General features: G+C 72.9%; 18 protein-coding genes. 10 read left to right on the top strand and 8 right to left on the bottom strand.

The window, feature by feature from the left end; translation table 11 throughout:
• Positions 1-89: 89 nt before the first annotated feature.
• From JOF41_RS23790 to JOF41_RS23775, 4 genes are read left to right on the top strand one after another with little or no spacing between them, the layout of a single operon-like run.
• A complete protein-coding gene (locus tag JOF41_RS23790; protein WP_209622086.1) occupies positions 90-1,055 on the top strand; it encodes a thiamine-phosphate kinase in 966 nt (321 codons plus the stop codon).
• Positions 1,056-1,070: 15 nt separating this feature from the next.
• The gene (locus JOF41_RS23785; RefSeq protein ID WP_189222809.1) at positions 1,071-1,544 is read left to right on the top strand and encodes a GNAT family N-acetyltransferase; all 474 of its coding nucleotides are present in this window, start codon (positions 1,071-1,073) and stop codon (positions 1,542-1,544) included.
• Between the two features lie 10 nt (positions 1,545-1,554).
• Positions 1,555-2,076: a gamma carbonic anhydrase family protein gene (locus tag JOF41_RS23780; RefSeq protein ID WP_189222810.1), complete on the top strand. Its 522-nt coding sequence runs from the start codon at positions 1,555-1,557 to the stop codon at positions 2,074-2,076.
• A 38-nt stretch (positions 2,077-2,114) separates the two neighbouring features.
• Entirely contained in the window at positions 2,115-2,765 is a 651-nt protein-coding gene (locus JOF41_RS23775) for a uracil-DNA glycosylase (protein WP_229795485.1), read from the top strand.
• Positions 2,766-2,908: 143 nt separating this feature from the next.
• On the opposite strand, the gene JOF41_RS23770 is transcribed toward JOF41_RS23775, so the two are convergent.
• From JOF41_RS23770 to JOF41_RS23760, 3 genes are all read right to left on the bottom strand, one after another.
• On the bottom strand, positions 2,909-4,246 hold the full coding sequence (locus JOF41_RS23770; RefSeq protein WP_209622083.1) for a DUF6297 family protein: 1,338 nt from the start codon (positions 4,244-4,246) through the stop codon (positions 2,909-2,911).
• The gene (locus tag JOF41_RS23765) at positions 4,243-4,860 is read right to left on the bottom strand and encodes an ABC transporter ATP-binding protein (RefSeq protein ID WP_307867512.1); all 618 of its coding nucleotides are present in this window, start codon (positions 4,858-4,860) and stop codon (positions 4,243-4,245) included. Before JOF41_RS23765 ends, JOF41_RS23770 begins: the two co-directional genes overlap by 4 nt.
• A gap of 243 nt (positions 4,861-5,103) precedes the next feature.
• Positions 5,104-5,562 (bottom strand): MarR family winged helix-turn-helix transcriptional regulator, encoded by a 459-nt coding sequence (locus JOF41_RS23760; RefSeq protein ID WP_209622077.1) that lies wholly within the window; start codon positions 5,560-5,562, stop codon positions 5,104-5,106.
• Between the two features lie 91 nt (positions 5,563-5,653).
• Here JOF41_RS23760 and JOF41_RS23755 point away from each other — a divergent pair, with 91 nt between their 5' ends.
• The gene (locus JOF41_RS23755) at positions 5,654-6,538 is read left to right on the top strand and encodes an NAD-dependent epimerase/dehydratase family protein (protein WP_209622073.1); all 885 of its coding nucleotides are present in this window, start codon (positions 5,654-5,656) and stop codon (positions 6,536-6,538) included.
• A 44-nt stretch (positions 6,539-6,582) separates the two neighbouring features.
• Positions 6,583-7,398 carry an alpha/beta fold hydrolase gene (locus JOF41_RS23750; protein WP_209622070.1) on the top strand — a complete coding sequence of 272 codons (816 nt, stop codon included), beginning with the start codon at positions 6,583-6,585 and terminating at the stop codon, positions 7,396-7,398.
• Positions 7,399-7,471: 73 nt separating this feature from the next.
• On the opposite strand, the gene rpmB is transcribed toward JOF41_RS23750, so the two are convergent.
• Positions 7,472-7,663 carry a 50S ribosomal protein L28 gene (rpmB, locus tag JOF41_RS23745; RefSeq protein WP_073891577.1) on the bottom strand — a complete coding sequence of 64 codons (192 nt, stop codon included), beginning with the start codon at positions 7,661-7,663 and terminating at the stop codon, positions 7,472-7,474.
• A 147-nt stretch (positions 7,664-7,810) separates the two neighbouring features.
• Here rpmB and JOF41_RS23740 point away from each other — a divergent pair, with 147 nt between their 5' ends.
• Genes JOF41_RS23740 through JOF41_RS23730 form a run of 3 tightly spaced genes read left to right on the top strand, consistent with a single transcriptional unit; the run spans position 7,811 to position 12,463 of the window.
• Entirely contained in the window at positions 7,811-9,409 is a 1,599-nt protein-coding gene (locus tag JOF41_RS23740) for a DAK2 domain-containing protein (RefSeq protein ID WP_209622067.1), read from the top strand.
• 14 nt (positions 9,410-9,423) lie between these two features.
• Positions 9,424-11,640, top strand: coding sequence for an ATP-dependent DNA helicase RecG (gene recG, locus JOF41_RS23735; protein ID WP_209622064.1), 2,217 nt, complete (start codon positions 9,424-9,426; stop codon positions 11,638-11,640).
• Between the two features lie 19 nt (positions 11,641-11,659).
• Complete coding sequence (locus tag JOF41_RS23730; protein WP_209622061.1) at positions 11,660-12,463, top strand: hypothetical protein; 804 nt, start codon at positions 11,660-11,662, stop codon at positions 12,461-12,463.
• Positions 12,464-12,473: 10 nt separating this feature from the next.
• On the opposite strand, the gene JOF41_RS23725 is transcribed toward JOF41_RS23730, so the two are convergent.
• Entirely contained in the window at positions 12,474-13,553 is a 1,080-nt protein-coding gene (locus JOF41_RS23725) for a coiled-coil domain-containing protein (protein WP_307867511.1), read from the bottom strand.
• Positions 13,554-13,934: 381 nt separating this feature from the next.
• Here JOF41_RS23725 and JOF41_RS23720 point away from each other — a divergent pair, with 381 nt between their 5' ends.
• Complete coding sequence (locus JOF41_RS23720) at positions 13,935-17,312, top strand: pyruvate carboxylase (RefSeq protein ID WP_209622057.1); 3,378 nt, start codon at positions 13,935-13,937, stop codon at positions 17,310-17,312.
• 110 nt (positions 17,313-17,422) lie between these two features.
• On the opposite strand, the gene JOF41_RS23715 is transcribed toward JOF41_RS23720, so the two are convergent.
• The 3 genes from JOF41_RS23715 to JOF41_RS23705 all read right to left on the bottom strand — a co-directional run bounded on the left by JOF41_RS23715 (position 17,423) and on the right by JOF41_RS23705 (position 19,100).
• Positions 17,423-17,911 (bottom strand): nitroreductase/quinone reductase family protein, encoded by a 489-nt coding sequence (locus JOF41_RS23715; RefSeq protein ID WP_209622054.1) that lies wholly within the window; start codon positions 17,909-17,911, stop codon positions 17,423-17,425.
• 152 nt (positions 17,912-18,063) lie between these two features.
• Complete coding sequence (locus JOF41_RS23710; RefSeq protein ID WP_189222824.1) at positions 18,064-18,255, bottom strand: DUF397 domain-containing protein; 192 nt, start codon at positions 18,253-18,255, stop codon at positions 18,064-18,066.
• Positions 18,252-19,100 carry a helix-turn-helix domain-containing protein gene (locus JOF41_RS23705; RefSeq protein WP_209622052.1) on the bottom strand — a complete coding sequence of 283 codons (849 nt, stop codon included), beginning with the start codon at positions 19,098-19,100 and terminating at the stop codon, positions 18,252-18,254. Before JOF41_RS23705 ends, JOF41_RS23710 begins: the two co-directional genes overlap by 4 nt.
• Positions 19,101-19,210: the final 110 nt, after the last annotated feature.

The raw sequence follows: 19,210 nt of genomic DNA, 5'->3' as shown, positions 1-19,210 counted from the left end.
CCTTCGTCGCGACAGGTTAGGTCGGGGTAGGAACGTGGTCAGCAACGTACCCCAGTTGGGGTTCCGAATGCTCAGAGTGGGAGGCAACCTTGCGTCCGGAGCCGCCGCAGAACGCGGACACGGTCGCTGAAGTGGGTGAGTTCGGTCTCATCCGCCGGGTGACGGCAGGCCGGACGCAGCCACCCAGCACCCTGCTGGGCCCTGGTGACGACGCGGCCGTGGTGGCCGCGCCGGACGGCCGGGTGGTGGCCTCGACCGACGTGCTCGTCGAGGGCGTCCACTTCAGACTCGACTGGTCTTCTCCCGAGCAGGTGGGCCGAAAAGCCGCCGCGGTGAACCTGGCCGACGTGGTGGCGATGGGCGCGATGCCCACGGCGCTGCTGGTCGGATTGGCCTGCCCGGCGGACACGCCCACGTCGGTGGTGGAGGGGATCACCGCCGGGCTGTGGCAGGAGGCCGTGGTGGCGGGGGCGGGCGTGGTGGGCGGTGACATGGTGAGCTCCGCGACTCTGGTGATCTCCGTTACTGCGCTGGGCGACATGGGCGGCTATGAGCCGGTCACCCGTTCGGGTGCGCAAGTGGGTGATGTGGTGGCGGTGTGCGGCAGGCTGGGGTGGGCGGCGGCGGGACTGGCGGTGCTGGGCCGGGGGTTCCGCTCGCCGGTGGCGGTGGTCGGCGCGCAGCGCAACCCCGAACCCCCGTACGCCGCCGGGCCGCAGGCCGCCGCCGCGGGCGCGACGGCGATGATCGACGTCTCCGACGGCCTGCTGGCCGACCTGGGCCACATCGCCGAGGAGTCCGGCATCGGCATCGACATCCGCACCGAGCTGCTGCAGGTGCACCCCCGGCTGATCGACGTGGCCGCGGCGCTGGGAGCGGACGCGCGGCACTGGACGCTGACCGGTGGCGAGGACCACGCGCTGGCCGCGACCTTCCCCGAGCCCGCCGCGGTGCCCGAGGGCTGGCAGACCATCGGGACGGTCCGACACGGCAGCGGGGTCACCGTGGACGGCAGGGCGTACGAGAAACCACCTGGTTGGGAGCACTGGCGCTAGGTAACCTGACCTCCCGTGGAACTATGCACAGTCCCGTATGACCATCCGGACGCGGTGAAGTTGATCACCGATCTCCAGCAGGTCTACGTGGACCGCTACGGCGACGGCGACATCACGCCGGTGGAGCCCGCCCAGTTCGCCCCGCCCCTGGGGCACTTCCTGGTCGGCTACCTCGACGGCGTCCCGGTCGCCTGCGGCGGCTGGCGCGCGCACGACGAGGACCCGGAGGAGCCGCTGCTGCCCGGCGACGCGGAGATCAAGCGCATGTACGTGGTCGACAGCGCTCGCGGCCGGGGCCTGTCCCGCGTGGTGCTGGCGGCGCTGGAGCGCGCCGCGGCCGAGGCCGGGCGCACCCGGATGGTCCTGGAAACCGGCCTCCGCCAGCCGGAAGCCATCCGCCTCTACGAAACCAGCGGATACGCGCGCATCGACAACTTCGGGGTCTACCGGCATCATCCGGAAAGCCTTTGTTTCGGAAAGCGCCTGTAGGAGGACTTCGGTGGCGATTTACGCGCTGGGCGACTACGTGCCGGTGATCCACCCGGACGCCTACGTGCACCCGGACGCCACCGTCATCGGCGACGTCCGTCTCCACGCGCACGCCTCGGTGTGGCCGGGGGCGGTGCTGCGCGGTGACTACGGCCGCATCGAGATCGGGGCGCGCACCAGCGTGCAGGACGGCACCGTCATCCACTGCACCGAAGTGCACCCCACGCTGGTCGGCGAGGAGTGCGTGATCGGCCACAACGTGCACATCGAGGGCGCGACCATCGCCGACCGGTGCCTGATCGCCTCCGGGTCGGTGGTGCTCAACGGCGCCGTCGTGGAGACCGGGGCGATCGTCGGCGCGGGCGCGGTGGTGCCGTTCGAGGGGCACGTGCCCTCGCGGTCGATGGCCCTCGGCGTGCCCGCGAAGGTGCGCGAGGGATACGTGGTCCCCGAAGGCGCGTGGCAGTTCGCGGTGGACAAGTACGTGAAGAACATCGAGGTGTACCGCAAGGAACTGCGCCGCCTGGACTGAGATAAGGTCCCGCCGTGGCGCGTCCGCTGGAAGAGATCATGGAAGCGGGTTGGGCACGGGCGATGGCGCCGGTGGCCGACCAGATCGCGAAAATGGGGGAGTTCCTCCGGGCCGAGGTGGCGGCGGGGCGGACGTACCTGCCCGCGGGCGAGAACGTGCTCCGCGCGTTCCAGCAGCCGTTCCACGAGGTGCGGGTGCTCGTCGTGGGCCAGGACCCGTACCCCACGCCGGGACACGCGGTCGGGCTGAGCTTCTCGGTCTCCCCGGAGACCAAGCCCATCCCGAAGAGCCTGCAGAACATCTTCCGCGAGTACGTGGACGACCTGGGGCACCCCATGCCGTCCAACGGCGACCTCACGCCGTGGACCCAACAGGGGGTGCTGCTGCTCAACAGGGTCCTCACGGTGCGCCCGCGCAGCTCCAACTCCCACCAGAACAAGGGCTGGGAGGCGGTCACCGAGCAGGCCGTGCGCGCCCTGGCCGCCAGGGGCGAGCCGCTGGTGGGCCTGCTGTGGGGCCGCAACGCGCGCAACCTGCGCCCGCTGCTGGAGCCCTACCCCTGCGTGGAGGGCGTGCACCCGAGCCCGATGTCGGCGGCGGGCGGCTTCTTCGGCTCGCGCCCGTTCAGCAAGGTCAACGAGCTGCTGGTCAAGCAGGGCGCGGACCCGGTGGACTGGAAGCTGCCATGACGCCGATGGTGCCCGTCAGCACCATCGTCTGCGTGGACCGCACCACGTGGGCCGTCTCCAGCACAACGCCGGAGGGCTCCAGCGGGTAGGTGGGTCTGCTGGGTGGTGCCGCAGCAGAAGCTGCCTCCCACAGCAGGTCCGCTTCACGGCGTGCCGGTCAGCAGGCTCATCAGAATCGAGAACAGCAGCAGGACTCCCGCACCCCGGAACAGCTGGCGGAGCAGACCCCACGGGATCATCACGCCGAAGCCGATGTCGAGCAGGGTCGCGTGGTAGTCCATCGGCGGGCGGGTCGCCAGCCGGTAGGTCGTCGCCACCGCCCCCACCGCCGCGACGAGCCACCCCAATGGGTGAGCGCCCCAGGTCGCCGGGGCGGTCAGCGCGCACCACACGAGCGCTCCGGCCGCCGGGACGACGAGGTGCGTCACGCGCAGGCTCGCGTCGGTTCCGCCCAGCGCACGGCGCAGCGCCGCGGACCGGCACACCGCGCGCAGGCCCCCGGCGAGCCGGTGGCTCGCGACGCAGGCCGTCACCAGTTGCGCCTGCGCCGCCCACTGCGGGACCTCCACGACCACCACGTACGGGACGAGTGCGACCAGCAGCCACGACAACGCGATGCCGGGGGAGCGGGAGATCCGCCGCAGGTCGGCCACGAGGAGCGCGCGGGTGCGCCCGGCGGGCAGGCCGCGGGACCGCACTCGGCCCCTCCGCTGCCAGCGCCGCACCTCCAGCACCCCGGTGAGCAGGGTGACGTCCAGGAACGTGCCCGCCGTGGCCGCCGCGGCGGTGACCGCCGCGCCCGAGGTCAGCTCGGGCCGTGCCAGCTCGCCGAGCCTGCGGTCGACGACGCCGATCAGCACGATCGCGGCAGGAGCGGCCACGGCGGCCACGGCGGGCAGAACCGAACCCGCGTTGGCGCCGATCCCGCCGACCAGGTCGCGCGCCGCATCCCCCAGTCGTTCCGCGACCACACCGGCCAGCGCGCTGAGCACGCCGATGGTGAGCGTGACACCGGGCAGCCACCGCCAGGGCTCGCGCCGGATCTGGGCGAGCGCCGCCAGTGCGACGAGCCCGCCGCCCACGGCCCCGCCGAGCAGCGCGGCCCATCCCGTGCCCAGGTGGAAGAGCAGGCTGAGGACCAGGCCGAGAGCCACGCCCGCCAGCGCGCCGACCGCCGTCAGAGCCCGGTACCAGGTCTTCACCGCCGCGCGGCGGTCCAGGGGCGTGGTCAGCAGCCAGGTGACCGTGGCGGGACTGGCCACCAGCGGACCCGTCGCGGTGAGGACGAGCGTCGCGACGCCGATCAGCGACGCGGCGGTGGCCAGCGACAGCCATCCGGGCGGGACGTCGGAAGCCCCCGCCGGGGGCCGCGCCAGCGCGGAGCGCACGAGTTGGACGGCCATGCCGGAGCCGATGACGATCAGGCCGATCAGGACCGCCCGCTGGTCCCGGTCGCGCCAGCCCGCACCGAGCCGGATCACCGATCGGCCCGCGCGGGCCCGGAGATGTCGACCAGCCGGTCGGCTACCGCGTCGATCAGGTCGCGGTCGTGCGATGCCAGCACGATGGCGACACCAGCGGCCTTCTCCGCGCGCAGCCGGTCGGCCAGCCACCCGCGCGAGCGGGTGTCGAGGCGCTGCTCGGGCTCGTCGAGCACCAGCAGCCGCCGCGGGCGCGCCAGCACCGACGCCAGGACCAGCCGCTGGCGCTGACCGCTGGACAGGGCCACGGGCAACTGGTCGGCGGCCTGGCCGAGTCCGACCTCCGCGATCAGCGCGTTGACGTCGACCTCGCTCGCGTGGGCGCGGGCGAGGAGGTCGACGTGCTCCCGCACCGACAGGTCGGGGAAGAAGTCGGCGTCGTCCAACGCGCAAGCCACCGCGGCCCGCACGCGGGGGTCGGTCTCGTCGAGCGGCTCGCCGTCCAGCAGCACCTCCCCGCTGTCGGCGCGGTCGGCTTGGACCAGGCAGCGCAGCAGCGTGCTCTTCCCCGCGCCGTTGGGCCCCACCACCGCCACCGCCTGACCGCCGTCGACGGTGAAGCAGATCCGGTCCAGGACCGTGACGGTCCCGAACCGCCTTGTCAGATCACGCACTTCCAGCAAGTCGTTCCCTCTTCCGCTGCCCGGACCAGAACCGGGCGCAGTGACTCCCGCTCTTCTCGCCCGCACCCCGCGACCAGGTCGCGGAGCAGATCCGCGATGGCCTGCGCGCGCGGGGCGTCCAGCGCCGCGCTCAACTCGTACAGCTCTCCCGGCGGCAGGCTGCGACGCCTGCCACAGCTGGCGTCGTCGTCCTCCGAGGAGATGCCGCCCGCGCCTGTTCGCGGTGTCTCCGGATCAGCTGCCGGAGGTGTGGTCGGCCAGGCGTTGGAGGACTCGGACCGCGGCGGCCAAGTCCTCGGGGGGCACGTGGTCGAGCACCCGCCGCCGGGCGCTGGCGGTGTGCCGGGGAGCGGCTTCCCGCTGGCGGCGCAGGCCCTCCCCGGTGAGCACGGCCGCCGACCCGCGCGCGTCGCCGGGCGGCTTCTCCTTGGTGACCAGGCCGTAGCGGGCCAGGCCGTCCACGACGCGGGTCATCCGGCTGGCCGACAGCGCGGTGGCGCTCGCCAACTCGGTCATCCGCAGCCGGTGCTCGGGCGCTTCGGCCAGGACGTGCAGCACGGCGTACTCGGTCATGGACAGGCCGGTGGCCTTGGTCATGTCCTCGTCCAGCAGGCGTGGCAGGACGTGCACCACCCGCCCCAGCGCGCGCCAGAGCGCGTCCTCGTCGGCTGACAGCTCCCGCACCTCGGTCATGGGGGCAGCTTGGCGCAAAGAACTTGCCTGCGCAAACCAGTACCTATAACTTTGCCTGCGCAGGCAAGTATCCTTCGTCAGGAGAACCGAAGTGCAGATCCTCGTCATCGGCGCCACCGGCTACGCGGGCCGCCAAGTCGCCACCGCGCTGCGCAGGCAGGGCCACTCCGTGCTGGGCATGACCCGCGACACCACCAGCGCCCGCGCGACGGCGCTGACCGCCGCGGAGGTGCGACCGGTCGCGGGCGACCTCGCCGACCCCGCGAGCTACCGCTCCCACCTGCGCGAAGTCGACGCCGTGGTGCACCTGAGCATGGACACCAACGACCCGGCGGGGGCGGACCTAGCGCTGTTCGCCGAACTGGAAGCGGCGGGCGGCCCCCACCTCGTCTACACCACCGGGTGCTCCTCCTACGGCCGCGTTGACGCGCCCGTGCTGGACGAGAACACCCCCGGCAACCCCGGTGGAGCGCTCTACTTCCGCTTGGAGTTGGAGCAGCGGTTGGCCGCGAGCGGTCTGCCGCACACCGTGCTGCGGCCGGGCTTCATCTACGGCGGCGAGGCGCGCACCTCGCAGGCGGGCAACTGGTTCGCCGCGGGCCGCTCCGGCCGCGCGGTGTTCTACGGCGACCGCGCCAAGTCGTGGACCTGGGTGCACGTGGACGACCTCGCCGAGGCGTACACCGCTGTCGTGGCGGGCATCGGCGGCGGCCTGCCCTCCGGCGAGGTCTTCTGCGTCGGCGAGGAGAACCCGCCGACCGCGCTGGAGGTGTTCACCGCGTGCGTGCGCGCCGCCGGGCACACCGGACCGGTGGAGTTCGCCCCCATCGAGCAGGCCGGGTGGCTCGACCGGGCCGCCGACCACGACGAGGTGATGACCAGCGCCAAGGCCCGCGAGGTGCTCGGCTGGACCCCGCGCCACGCCGGGGTGCTCGCCGACGTCGACACCTACTACCGGGCCTGGGCCGCCTCATGACCCCGGCCGACGCAACGCCTGCCGACGGAAGCCAGGTCGACGGGATGCCGGGGTTCGCGCACCGCTACGCCGAGGTCAACGGCACCCGCCTGCACTACGTCATCGGCGGGGAGGGGCCGGTGGTGGTCCTGCTGCACGGCTGGCCGTTCACCTGGCGGGAGTGGCGGCCGACGATGCCGCTCCTGGCCGAGGCGGGTTTCACGGTCGTCGCGCCGGACCTGCGCGGCATCGGCGACTCGGCGAAACCGGCCACCGGCTACACCAAGCGCGAGGTCGCCGAGGACCTGCACCAGCTGGGGCTGGGGCCGGTGCGCGTCGTGGGCGCGGACATCGGCGCGATGGTCGCGCACGCCTGGGCCGCCGCCTACCCGCAGGAGGTGCGGCGGCTGGTGCTGGCCGAGTCGGTCCTGCCCGGCTACGGCCTGGAGGAGGCGATGAACCCGGCCACCGGCGGCTACTGGCACTTCGGCTTCCACATGCAGGTGGACCTGGCCGAGCAGCTCACCGAGGGCAAGGAGGCCGCCTACCTGGAGCGGATGTGGGCGCTGATGGCGCCCGGCGGTGTGCCCGACGCCGAGGAGCAGCTGCGCGCCTACCGCGCGCCGGGCGGGATGCGCGGCGGGTTCCAGCACTACGCGACGCTGCTGGAGGACGGCGCGGCGATCCGCGCGACCCCGCCGCTGCCGATGCCGGTGCTCGTGCTCAACGGCGAGCACGGCCTGCCGCAGGAGCCGCTGCTGGCCGGGGCGCGGCGGGCGGCGCTGGACGTGCGGGCCGACGTCGTGCTCGGCAGCGCGCACTGCCTCGGCGCGGGCAACCCGCGCCGGCTGGTGGACAGGCTCGCGGAGTTCTTCGCCTGAGCGCGGGAAGGCAGGGGAAAGCCGAAGGGCCCCGGAGCACGCTCCGGGGCCCTTCGCTACGCGTGACGCGGTCTCAGCCGCGCACCACCTTGCCCGCCTTCAGGCAGGAGGTGCACACGTTCAGCCGCTGGCGCGTCGACGACGAGACCTTCGCGCGCACGGTCTGGATGTTCGGGTTCCACCGGCGGTTGGTGCGCCGGTGGGAGTGCGAGACCGACTTGCCGAAGCCCGGCCCCTTGCCACAGACGTCGCACACGGCAGCCACGTCAGCCACTCCTTAAGGTTTCTCCAGCGGTACTCACGCCCCGGCGGGCGCGCAAGCGTGCACAAGCCTCAGCCGGGCATGGCAACCTGGACAGACTAGCCGGTGGGCCGCGCGGCCACCAAACCGGGTTCGAATACCCTGCCCGCTGTGCAGGCTCTCGACGCGGTCGCGGTGCGCCAGTGGGCGAACGCCTGCGTGCGCTCGCTGGACGCGAACCGGGAGGACATCGACCGGATCAACGTCTTCCCCGTCCCCGACGGCGACACCGGCACGAACCTGCTGCAGACCATGCGCAGCGCGCTGGACTCGCTGCTGCGCACCCCCGGCGACTCGGTGGGCGCGGCGCTGGCCGCGCTGGCGCGGGGCGCGCTGGCGGGCGCGCGGGGCAACTCCGGGGTGATCCTGTCCCAGGTGCTGCGCGGCTTGGCCGAGGCGGCGCAGGGCGCGTCCACGGCCTCCGGCGCTGCGCTGCGCGACGCCCTGCTCAGGGCCGACGAGCTGGCCACCGCGGCGGTGTCCAGGCCGGTGCCCGGCACCGTGCTGACCGTGCTGCGCGCCGCCGCCGAGGCCGCCCGCGACGCGGGCTCCGACGACCTGGACCAGGTGGTCACCGCCGCGGCCAAGGCGGGCGCGGCGGCGCTGGCCGAGACCCCGCGCCAGCTCGCGGTGCTGGCCAAGGCGGGCGTGGTCGACGCGGGCGGGCGCGGCCTGGTCGTGCTGCTGGACACCCTCGCCTCGGTCATCACCGGCCGCGAGCAGCCACCGCCGCCGGTCACGCCGGTGCTGCCCCGCCCGCCCGAAGCCCTCACCACGGCCCGCGAGGCCGGGTCGGCCGACTACGAGTACGAGGTCATGTACCTGCTCGACGGCCTGGACGATCCCGAGCCGCTCAGGACCGCACTGGAGGGGCTGGGCGACTGCGTCTCCGTGGTCGGCGACGGCAACGGCCTGTGGACCGTCCACGTGCACTGCAACGACATCGGCGCGGCCGTCGAGGCGGGTGTCGAGGCGGGCAGGCCGCACCGCATCACCGTGGCCAGGTTCGCCGACCAGGTCGCCGCCCAGGCCGCCCGCTTCTCCCGCGACCGGGCCGTGGTGGCGCTGGTGGAGGGCGACGGCGTGGCCGAGCTGTTCCGCGCGGAGGGCGCGGCCGTGCTGCGGCCGGACGGCCCGGTCCCGCCCGCCGACCTGCTCGCCCTGATCACCGGCACCCGCGCCCGCCACGTCACCGTCCTGCCCTGCGCCGAGGGCGTGCGCGCACCGCTGGACGAGGCCGTCTCCCAGGCCGTCGCGGCGGGCCAGGACGTGGTCGTGGTGCCCACCGCCTCCCCGGTGCAGGCGCTGGCCGCGCTGGCGGTGCACGACCCCGCCCGGCGCGCGGGCGACGACGTGGTGGCGATGGCCGAGGCCGCCGCCGCCACCCGCTGGGGCCGCGTCGAGGTCTGCCAGAGCGAGGCGATCACCTGGGTCGGCCGCTGCCGCCCCGGCGACCTGCTCGCCGTGCTCGACGGCGACGTGGTGCGCGTCCAGCCCGAGCCCGCCGACGTCGCCGGGCTGGCCCGCCTGCTGGTGGACCGGATGCTGGCGGCGGGCGGCGAGCTGGTCACCGCGCTGCTGGGCGCGGACGCCCCCGAAGACCTGGACCGCGCGCTGGAGGAGCACCTGCGCGCCGCCCACCCGGAAGTCGAGCTGGTCCGCTACCCCGGCGGGCAGGCCGACGCGCTGCTGATTGTCGGTGTCGAGTAGTTGAATGGGCCGCGATGACGACCTTCGACGACAAGCTGGTCCCGCTGCTGGGCAAGAAGAGCGCGGACGCGCTGGAGGCCGGGCTCGGCCTGACCACGGTCGGTGAGCTGCTGCGCCACTACCCGCGCCGCTACGACGAGCGGGGCAAGCTCACCGAGATCGCCGGGCTGGAGCTGGGCGAGCACGTCACCGTGCAGGCGAAGGTCAAGAGCGCCCGGCAGCGCCGGATGAAGAGCCGCAGCGGCGAGCTGCTCGAAGCGGTCATCACCGACGGCACCAGCGACCTGCACCTGGTCTTCTTCGGCCGGGGCTCGCGCAAGGTCGAGCGCGAGCTGCTGCCCGGCCGCAAGGCCATGTTCGCGGGCAAGGTCGGCGTGTTCAACGGCAAGCTCCAGCTCGCCCACCCCGACTACGAGATCCTCGACGGCGCGGAGGGCGGCGCGGAGGGCGGCGCGGCGAGCGGCGCGGACAACGCCGCGGCGTCGAAGTTCGCCGAGGCGTTCATCCCGGTCTACCCGGCCGCGCAGGGCATCCAGTCCTGGAACATCGCCCGCTGCGTCGAGCAGGTGCTGGCGGTGTGGGACGGCGTGCCCGACGAGCAGGACCCGCTGCCGCCGTCGCTGCGCGCCGAGCGGGGGCTGGTGCCGCTGGAGAAGGCGCTGCGCGACATCCACCGCCCGGACGGCTGGGCCGCCGTCGCGGTGGCGCAGCAGCGGCTCAAGTGGGACGAGGCGATGGCCGTGCAGCTGGCGCTGGCCCAGCGCCGCCGCTCCGCCACCGCCCGCCCCGCGCCCGCCTGCCCGCCGCGCGATGGCCTGATCCGCGACGCCTTCGACGCGCGGCTGCCGTTCCAGCTCACCGCGGGGCAGCGCGAGGTGGGCGAGCAGATCGCCCGCGACCTGTCCGGCGAGCACCCGATGAACCGCCTGCTGCAGGGCGAGGTGGGCTCGGGCAAGACGATGGTGGCGCTGCGGGCCATGCTGCAGGTGGTCGACGCGGGCCGCCAGGCGGCCATGCTCGCGCCCACGGAGGTGCTGGCCGCGCAGCACGCCCGCTCGCTGCGCGACCTGCTGGGCGACCTGGCGCAGGCCGGGGAGCTGGGCGGCGCCGAGCACGCCACGCGGGTGACGCTGCTCACCGGCTCGATGCCCGCCGCGCAGCGCAAGAAGGCGCTGCTGGAGATCGTGACCGGGCAGGCGGGCATCGTCGTCGGCACGCACGCGCTGATCCAGGACAAGGTGGAGTTCGCCGACCTCGGGCTGGTCGTGGTGGACGAGCAGCACCGCTTCGGCGTCGAGCAGCGGGCGGCGCTCAGCGGCCGGGCGGGCGGGGTCACCCCGCACGTGCTGGTGATGACGGCCACGCCGATCCCGCGCACGGTGGCCATGACGGTCTACGGCGACCTGGAGGTCTCCGCGCTGCGCGAGCTGCCGCAGGGGCGTTCGCCGATCAGCACGTCGGTGGTGCCGGTGGCGGAGAAGCCGCAGTGGCTGGACCGGGCGTGGCAGCGCATCCACGAGGAGGTGGCCAAGGGCCACCAGGTGTACGTGGTGTGCCCGCGCATCGGCGACGGCGAGTCCGACGGGGAGGAGCCGCCCAAGGGCGAGGACGACCGCCGCCCGCCGCTGGCGGTGGTGGACGTGGCCAACCGGCTGGCCGCCGGGCCGCTGAAGGGGCTGCGCGTCGACATCCTGCACGGCCGGATGGCCCCGGACGACAAGGACGCCGTGATGCGCGCGTTCGCGGCGAACGAGGTGCAGGTGCTGGTCGCCACGACCGTGGTCGAGGTCGGCGTGAACGTGCCGAACGCGACGGTCATGGTGATCATGGACGCGGACCGGTTCGGCGTCAGCCAGCTGCACCAGCTGCGCGGGCGGGTCGGCCGGGGCAGCGCGCCGGGGCTGTGCCTGCTGGTGACGGAGGTGCCCGAGGGCACGTCGACGATGCAGCGGCTGCGCGCGGTGGAGTCCACGCTGGACGGTTTCGAGCTGGCCCAGCTGGACCTGGAGCTGCGCCGGGAGGGCGACATCCTGGGCGCCGCGCAGTCGGGCACGCGCAGCGGGCTGAAGATGCTGTCGCTGCTGCGCGACGAGGACGTGATCACCGCGGCCCGCGCGGTGGCGCAGCGGGTCGTGGACGAGGACCCGGACCTGCGCGCCCACCCCGGTCTGGCGTCGCTGGTGGCGGGGCTGCTGGACGAGGAGCGGGCGGAGTACCTGGAGAAGGCGTAGCGGGTATCGTCGTGCGACTGTGCGCCGCCTGCTGCTGCTCCTCGTGCCGTTCCTGCTGCTCGCCTGCTCCGCCGAGCAGGCGCCGCCCGCACCCACGTCCGCGGTGGTCGACGAGCTGGCCGCGCTGGCGGAGAAGGTCGACGCGCGCCGGGCGGAGCTGAGGACGGCCCGGTTCCACACCGAGGGGTTCGCCTCCGACGGCGAGGCGACCGAGGTCGGCAACGTGGTGGACGGGGCGCTGCGGCAGGACCCCGAGGGGCTGGTCGGCAGCATGAGCATGGACGTCACCACCGGCGGGCAGTCGCGCCGGATCGACCTGGTGATCGTCCGCGACGGCATGTACGTCAGCGTGGCGGGCGCGCCGATGCCCGAGGGCAAGAAGTGGGGCTACTACACCGAGCAGAACAGCGGTGACCTGTCCGCGCTGCTGCGCGGGTTCGGGCCGGGGTCGACCGTCGGCGCGGAGCTGGACTACGTGCAGCCGCGCGCGGCGGCCATCGTCGGCAAGGCGGAGGAGGAGCTGGACGGCACCCCGGTCACCCGCTACGACCTGGTGGTGGACCCGGTGAAGATGGCCAAGGTGATCGAGGACCCGGACATCCAGCTCCAGCACGCCCAGCTCGCCGAGCACGGGGTGGCCATCCGCGCCACCGTCCGGGTCGACGCCACCGGCGCGCCGCTGCAGGCGGAGTACCGGTTCGAGCTGGACGGGAAGGTGGTCAAGCGGTCCGCCACCCGGTTCCGCGACTGGGGGCAGCCCATCGACATCCCGGTGCCGCCCGAGGCCGAGGTCGTCCCGGCCGACCAGCTCCCCTCGCGGTGACCTCCGGGGGCTACGCCTTCTTGGCCGCGCCCTTGTTCTCGGGGGCGTTCCTGGGGGCGTTCTCTGGGGCCGACTTGGCGGCCTCCGCCTCGGGGGCAGCCTTGTCGCCCGACTTGGGCTGCACCTTCGGCCTGGGCAGCTGCTTGGTCGGCTGGTCCTCGGGGGCTTCCTCGATCGGCGTGAGCGATCCCACAGCCTGCGCCACCGCCGCCTGAGCCGCCGCGAACTGCTCGGTCAGCGACTTGTGCAGCTGCTTGAGCTCGGCCAGCTTCTGGTCGGCCGCGGTGATCCGCCTGGCCGCGTGCGCGTCGGCGTCGCGGACCGCCCGCTCGGCCTTGGCCAGCGCGTCGGACTCCAGCTCGGCGATCTGCTTCTCGGTCTCCGCGCGCAGCGCGGCGGCCTCCTCGCGGGCGGCGGCCAGCAGCCGGGACGCCTCGGCCTTGGCCTCGACGACGTGCGCCTCATGCTCCTTGCGCAGCGTGGCGCGCAGCTCGTCGTACTCCTTGTCCAGGTCGTCGTGGTAGCCCTTGTACTTCTGCTCCAGCTCGGCGCGCCGCTTCTCCAGCTCGGCGGTCTTGGCCTCGTACTCCGCCGCGGCCCGCTCGCGCTCGGCGCGCGCCTCGGCCATCAGCGCCTCGTGCTCGGCGGTCAGCTTGGCGCGCAGCTCCTCGTGCGAGCGCTCCAGCTCGGCGCGGCGCTCCTCGTGCCTGCGGTCGAGCTCGGCGGTGCGCTGCTTGAGGTTGGCCTCCAGCTGCCTGCGCCGGTCCTCCAGCTCGCCCATGGCCCGCTGGTGGGCCGCCTTGCCCTCGGCGGCCTGGCGCTCGGCCTCCGCGCGGGTGGCGTTGGCCTGGTCCAGCGCGGCCTTGCGGATGTCGGCGATCTCCTCCTCGGCCAGCGCCATCATCACCCGCACCCGCTCGGTGACGTTGGAGGCGTTGACCGGGCTGCTGGCCAGGTTGCTCAGCTGGGCCTTGACCTTGTCCAGCTCGGCCCTGGTGCTGGTGAGGGCCTTGGTCAGCTCCGCGACCTGCGCGGCGGCGGCGTCGCGACTGCGGTTGGAGTTCTTCAGGTCGAACTCCAACCTGGTCACGCGCTCGTTGACCTGCCGCTGGTTGTACCCGCGCAGAACGACGTCGAAATGAGGAGTGCGGGCAGCAGGCTGCCCAGTCCCTTCAGCCCCGGCCATATGCCCAACACTACCGAGGAGCCGACCTGGGCTGTCACCCGATGCAGTGAACGCAGCGTGAGGGGGCGGTGATCCAGCGCTAACCGGACCACACCGGCCAGGGGCTGCGCGAGCCGCCCGGACAAGGGAGAATCCCCTGGCGCGTCCGCAGGTCAGGGGCGTTGTCCCGGCGGGGAGGGCGAACCGCCGGAATGACGTCCGTCACGTGAGATGGAACTCCCGAAACGCGGGACGCGCACGCTAACGTGCCTTGATTGCCCCCACGTGACCGGGAGGGAACGCCGAATGTTCCGCAAGGTTCTTGTCGCCAACCGCGGCGAGATCGCGATCCGGGCTTTTCGCGCTGCCTATGAGCTGGGCGCGGGCACCGTCGCGGTCTTCCCCCACGAGGACCGCAACTCGCTGCACCGCCTGAAGGCCGACGAGTCCTACGAGATCGGCGAGCCGGGCCACCCGGTCCGGGCCTACCTGTCCGTCGAGGAGATCATCAAAGCCGCCCGCAAGGCGGGCGCGGACGCCGTCTACCCCGGCTACGGCTTCCTGTCGGAGAACCCGGAGCTGGCCAAGGCGTGCGCCGAGGCGGGCATCACCTTCGTCGGCCCGCCCGCCGAGGTGCTGGAGCTGACCGGCAACAAGGCCCGCGCGATCGCCGCGGCCCGCGAGGCCGGCCTGCCGGTGCTGAAGTCCAGCGCGCCGTCGAGCGACGTGGACGCCCTGCTCGCCGCCGCCGAGGAGATCGACTTCCCGGTGTTCGTCAAGGCCGTCGCGGGCGGCGGCGGGCGCGGGATGCGGCGCGTGGAGGACCCGGCCGCGCTGCGCGAGGCGCTGGAGGCCGCCTCGCGGGAAGCGGAGTCCGCGTTCGGCGACCCGACCGTCTTCCTGGAACAGGCCGTGGTCGAGCCCCGGCACATCGAGGTGCAGATCCTCGCCGACGGCGAGGGCAACGTGATGCACCTGTTCGAGCGGGACTGCTCGGTGCAGCGGCGGCACCAGAAGGTCATCGAGATCGCCCCCGCGCCCAACCTCGACCCCGAGCTGCGCGAGCGCATCTGCGGCGACGCGGTCCGGTTCGCCCGGCACATCGGCTACCGCAACGCGGGCACCGTCGAGTTCCTGCTCGACCCCAGCGGCAACTACGTCTTCATCGAGATGAACCCGCGCATCCAGGTCGAGCACACGGTCACCGAGGAGGTGACCGACGTGGACCTGGTGCAGTCGCAGATGCGCATCGCCAGCGGCGAGACCCTCGACGACCTGGGGCTGAGCCAGGAGACCGTGCAGCTGCGCGGCGCGGCGCTGCAGTGCCGCATCACCACCGAGGACCCGGCCAACGGGTTCCGCCCGGACACCGGCATGATCAGCGCCTACCGCTCGCCGGGCGGCTCGGGCATCCGGCTCGACGGCGGCACCACCGGCGCGGGCACGGCCATCAGCGCCCACTTCGACTCCATGCTGGTCAAGCTGACCTGCCGGGGCCGCACGTTCGCCGCCGCCGTGGCGCGGGCCCGCCGCGCGGTCGCCGAGTTCCGCATCCGCGGCGTGTCCACGAACATCCCGTTCCTGCAGGCGGTGCTGGACGACCGGGACTTCTACGAGGGCCGCGTCACCACCTCGTTCATCGAGAAGCGCCCGCACCTGCTCACCGCGCGGACCTCCGCCGACCGCGGCACCCGCCTGCTGACCTACCTGGCCGACGTGACGGTCAACCAGCCCAACGGCCCGCGCCCGGCCGTGGTGGACCCGAGGGTGAAGCTGCCCGCCGTCGACCTCAACGCCGAGCCGCCCGCCGGGTCGCGGCAGCGGCTGCTGGAGCTGGGACCGGAGGGCTTCGCCCGCTGGCTGCGGGAGAGCAAGGCCGTCGGGGTGACCGACACCACCTTCCGCGACGCGCACCAGTCGCTGCTGGCCACCCGCGTGCGCACCAAGGACCTGCTGGCCGTGGCGCCGCACGTGGCGCGGATGACGCCGCAGCTGCTGTCGCTGGAGGCGTGGGGCGGCGCGACCTACGACGTGGCGCTGCGGTTCCTGGCCGAGGACCCGTGGGAGCGGCTGGCCGCGCTGCGCGAAGCGGTGCCCAACATCGCGCTGCAGATGCTGCTGCGCGGGCGCAACACCGTCGGCTACACCCCCTACCCGGAGGCGGTGACCACCGCGTTCGTGCGGGAGGCCACCAGGACCGGCATCGACATCTTCCGCATCTTCGACGCGCTCAACGACGTGGAGCAGATGCGGCCCGCGATCGACGCGGTGCGCGAGACCGGCACGGCGGTCGCCGAGGTGGCGCTGTGCTACACCGCCGACCTGTCCAACCCCGACGAGCGCCTCTACACCCTGGACTACTACCTCAAGCTGGCCGAGCAGATCGTCGGCGCGGGCGCGCACGTGCTGGCCATCAAGGACATGGCGGGCCTGCTGCGCCCGCCCGCCGCGGCCCGGCTGGTGAGCGCGCTGCGCAAGGAGTTCGGCCTGCCGGTGCACCTGCACACGCACGACACCGCGGGCGGCCAGCTGGCCACCTACCTGGCGGCCATCCAGTCCGGTGTGGACGCGGTGGACGGCGCGGCGGCGTCCATGGCGGGCACCACCTCGCAGCCGCCGCTGTCGTCGATCGTCGCGGCCACCGACCACACCGACCACGCCACGGGCCTGGACCTGCAGGCGGTGTGCGACCTGGAGCCGTACTGGGAGTCGGTGCGCAAGGTCTACGCGCCGTTCGAGTCCGGCATCCCCGGCCCGACCGGCCGCGTCTACCGGCACGAGATCCCCGGCGGCCAGCTGTCGAACCTGCGCACCCAGGCCGTCGCGCTCGGGCTGGGGCAGAAGTTCGAGGAGATCGAGGCGATGTACGCCGCGGCCGACCGGATGCTGGGCAGGCTGGTGAAGGTCACCCCGTCGTCCAAGGTGGTCGGCGACCTGGCGCTGCACCTGGTCGGCGCGGGCGTCTCGCCCGCCGAGTTCGAGGCCGATCCCGGCAAGTACGACATCCCGGCGTCGGTGATCGGCTTCCTGCACGGCGAGCTGGGCGACCCGCCCGGCGGCTGGCCGGAGCCGTTCCGCAGCAAGGCGCTCCAGGGCAGGTCCGCGCCCAAGGGCGTGTCCGAGCTGACCGACGAGGACCGCAAGGGCCTGGAGGAGGACACGCGGGCCACCCTCAACCGCCTGCTGTTCCCCGCGCCCACCAAGGAGTTCCGGGCGCACCGCGAGGCCTACGGCGACACGAGCGCGCTCAGCAGCAAGGACTTCTTCTACGGCCTCAAGCCGGGCGAGGAGTACTCGGTCGACCTGGAGCCGGGCGTGCGGCTGCTGTTCGGCCTGGAGGCCATCGGCGAAGCCGACGAGCGCGGCATGCGCACCGTGATGGCCGTGCTCAACGGCCAGCTGCGGCCCATCCAGGTGCGCGACCGGAAGGTCGCCGCCGAGGTGCCCGCCGCGGAGAAGGCCGACCGGAGCAACCCCGACCACGTGGCCGCGCCGTTCGCGGGCGTGGTCACGCCCAACGTGGCCGAGGGCGACCAGGTCGAGGCGGGCGCGACGATCGCCACCATCGAGGCGATGAAGATGGAGGCCGCGATCACCGCGCCCAAGTCCGGCCGGGTCAAGCGGCTGGCGGTGCGGGGCGTGCAGCAGGTGGAGGGCGGCGACCTGCTGGCCGTGCTGGAGTGACCCGACCGGGGCCGGGCACCCCTCGTGGTGCCCGGCCCCGCGCCTGCAAGTACCACCCGAGACGTCCACAGGGGCCGGTGACTACTACCCGGCGGTGGGCGGGGCGGGGCTCAGGCGGGAACGCGCTCCAGCACGACGACGGGGATCTGCCTGCCCGACGCCGCCTCGAACTCGGCGAACTTCGGGACGAGCGCGACCTCCTTGGCCCAGAGCCGCTCGCGCTCCGCGCCCCGCGCGAGCCGGGCTGCGACCGGCACTCGTTCCGCACCCACCTCGACCACGGCTCGCGGGTTCGCCATGAGGTTCAGGTACCAGGCCGGATGACGCGGACTGCCGCCGTGGGTGCCGAAGACGGCCCAGTTGTCGCCGACCGGCTGGAAGAACAGCGGGCTGATCCGCTCGCGCCCGGTCTTGGCCCCGGTGTGGTGCACCAGGATCAGCGGCATGCCCCGCTCGTCGAACCCCGGCATCCGGGGCGGCACGGGGCGTCCGGCGGCGAACTCCTCTTCGGTGCTCCAGGGGGCGTACCCGGCGTTGGCCCGGACCTCGGCGACGATCCGCTCGTTCCAGCCAGGGGTGGTCGTGGATGGATCGGACATGGCGTCCCCTCGTTATCCGGAGCACTTGCTCCGCAAAGTAGCACAAAGAGGAGCGCCCGCTCCGTCTACTGCGTCTGCAAGTACTACCCGGGACCTCTGAGAGGGCCGGTAACTACTACCCGGCGTTCCGGCCGCTCGGTTCGCGGCGTGGGTCAGTCGAGGTCGAAGACGCCGAGCTTGGCGCCCTGGGTGAAGTAGGCCCACTCGGTGTGGGTGAAGCGCTGCGGAGGCTCGTCGGGGCGGTTGGAGTTGCGGACGAGGACTTCGTCGGCGGTGCGCATGACCTCCACGCAGTTGGAGCCGCCGCCGCTGAACTTGGTCCACTCGTACGACTTCAGCGTCATCTGGTTCCCTCCGTGATTTGACTCAGGAGTTCGCGGCTCTCGTCCACTCCCAGCGCCTTCGCGCGGGTGTACTCGAACCAGCGAGCGACCTTCTCCACTTGCTCGGGTCGGTCCAGGAAGTGGTCACCGAAAGGCGTGTCGACGCTGATCAGCGACGGCAGTTTGTCGGGCAGCCGGAACAGCGTGAGTGTAGTGCCGAGCAACGGGTGCGCTCCTGCTCCTTCCGGCATAACCTGCACGTTGACGTGCTCCAGTTCGGTCATCGCCAGGATGTGCGCGATCTGCTCCCGCATGACCTCCGGGCCGCCGACGTTGGCTCGCAACGCGGGTTCCGCGATCACCGCCCACAGCCTCAGCGGCGGTTCCCGGTCGGTCAGCAGTGACCGCCTGTCCATGCGCAGTCGGAGGTTCTTCTCCAGGACTTCGCCCGCGAGGCCGATGCTCGTCATCAGCGTTCGCGCGTACGCCTCTGTCTGGAGCACGGCGGGCACCAGTTCGAAGGACGAGTAGACGGCTTCGACGGCGCTGGCCTCCACGTCGAGGACGCGCCGCAGCCACGGGGCGATCAGTCCGCCGATCTTGCTCTTGGGGCGCCTGCGGTGGGCCTCCGAGTTGAGCGCGAGCAGGTCCTCCCGCGTGGCCTCGTCCACCTCGTAGAGGTCGAGCAGCTTCTCCAGTTCGGCCTGCTTGATGCCGCTGACCGCCGTCTCGATGTTGCCGATCTTGGTGTTGGTGCAGTTCAGCACCTCGGCCGAGCGCTCGCGCGGGAGCCCGGCTTCCTCGCGCAGCCTGCGCAGGGTGGTGCCGATCTGGATGCGCGCGGCGCTGCGGTGAGGGTTGGTCATGGATCACCCGATCGATATGTATTCAAAGATTGTGCTCACAACCTATGCTCCCCGTGTTCAGAGAGTGTCAAAGGCTAACAGCGAGTGATCAGCGTGTCATACCTGCTCCA

Source organism: Saccharothrix coeruleofusca (assembly GCF_017876325.1).
GTDB lineage: Bacteria > Actinomycetota > Actinomycetes > Mycobacteriales > Pseudonocardiaceae > Actinosynnema > Actinosynnema coeruleofuscum.
The sequence above is the reverse complement of the archived record's forward strand: the minus strand, read 5'-3'. Positions and strand labels throughout refer to the sequence as shown.

Coding starts and splice junctions, on each gene's coding strand:
- JOF41_RS23775 (WP_229795485.1), top strand. CDS start 2,115: ATGGAAGCGGGTTGGGCACGGGCGATGGCGCCGGTGGCCGACCAGATC.
- JOF41_RS23760 (WP_209622077.1), bottom strand. CDS start 5,562: ATGACCGAGGTGCGGGAGCTGTCAGCCGACGAGGACGCGCTCTGGCGC.
- JOF41_RS23750 (WP_209622070.1), top strand. CDS start 6,583: ATGCCGGGGTTCGCGCACCGCTACGCCGAGGTCAACGGCACCCGCCTG.
- recG (WP_209622064.1), top strand. CDS start 9,424: ATGACGACCTTCGACGACAAGCTGGTCCCGCTGCTGGGCAAGAAGAGC.
- JOF41_RS23720 (WP_209622057.1), top strand. CDS start 13,935: ATGTTCCGCAAGGTTCTTGTCGCCAACCGCGGCGAGATCGCGATCCGG.
- JOF41_RS23715 (WP_209622054.1), bottom strand. CDS start 17,911: ATGTCCGATCCATCCACGACCACCCCTGGCTGGAACGAGCGGATCGTC.
- JOF41_RS23710 (WP_189222824.1), bottom strand. CDS start 18,255: ATGACGCTGAAGTCGTACGAGTGGACCAAGTTCAGCGGCGGCGGCTCC.
- JOF41_RS23705 (WP_209622052.1), bottom strand. CDS start 19,100: ATGACCAACCCTCACCGCAGCGCCGCGCGCATCCAGATCGGCACCACC.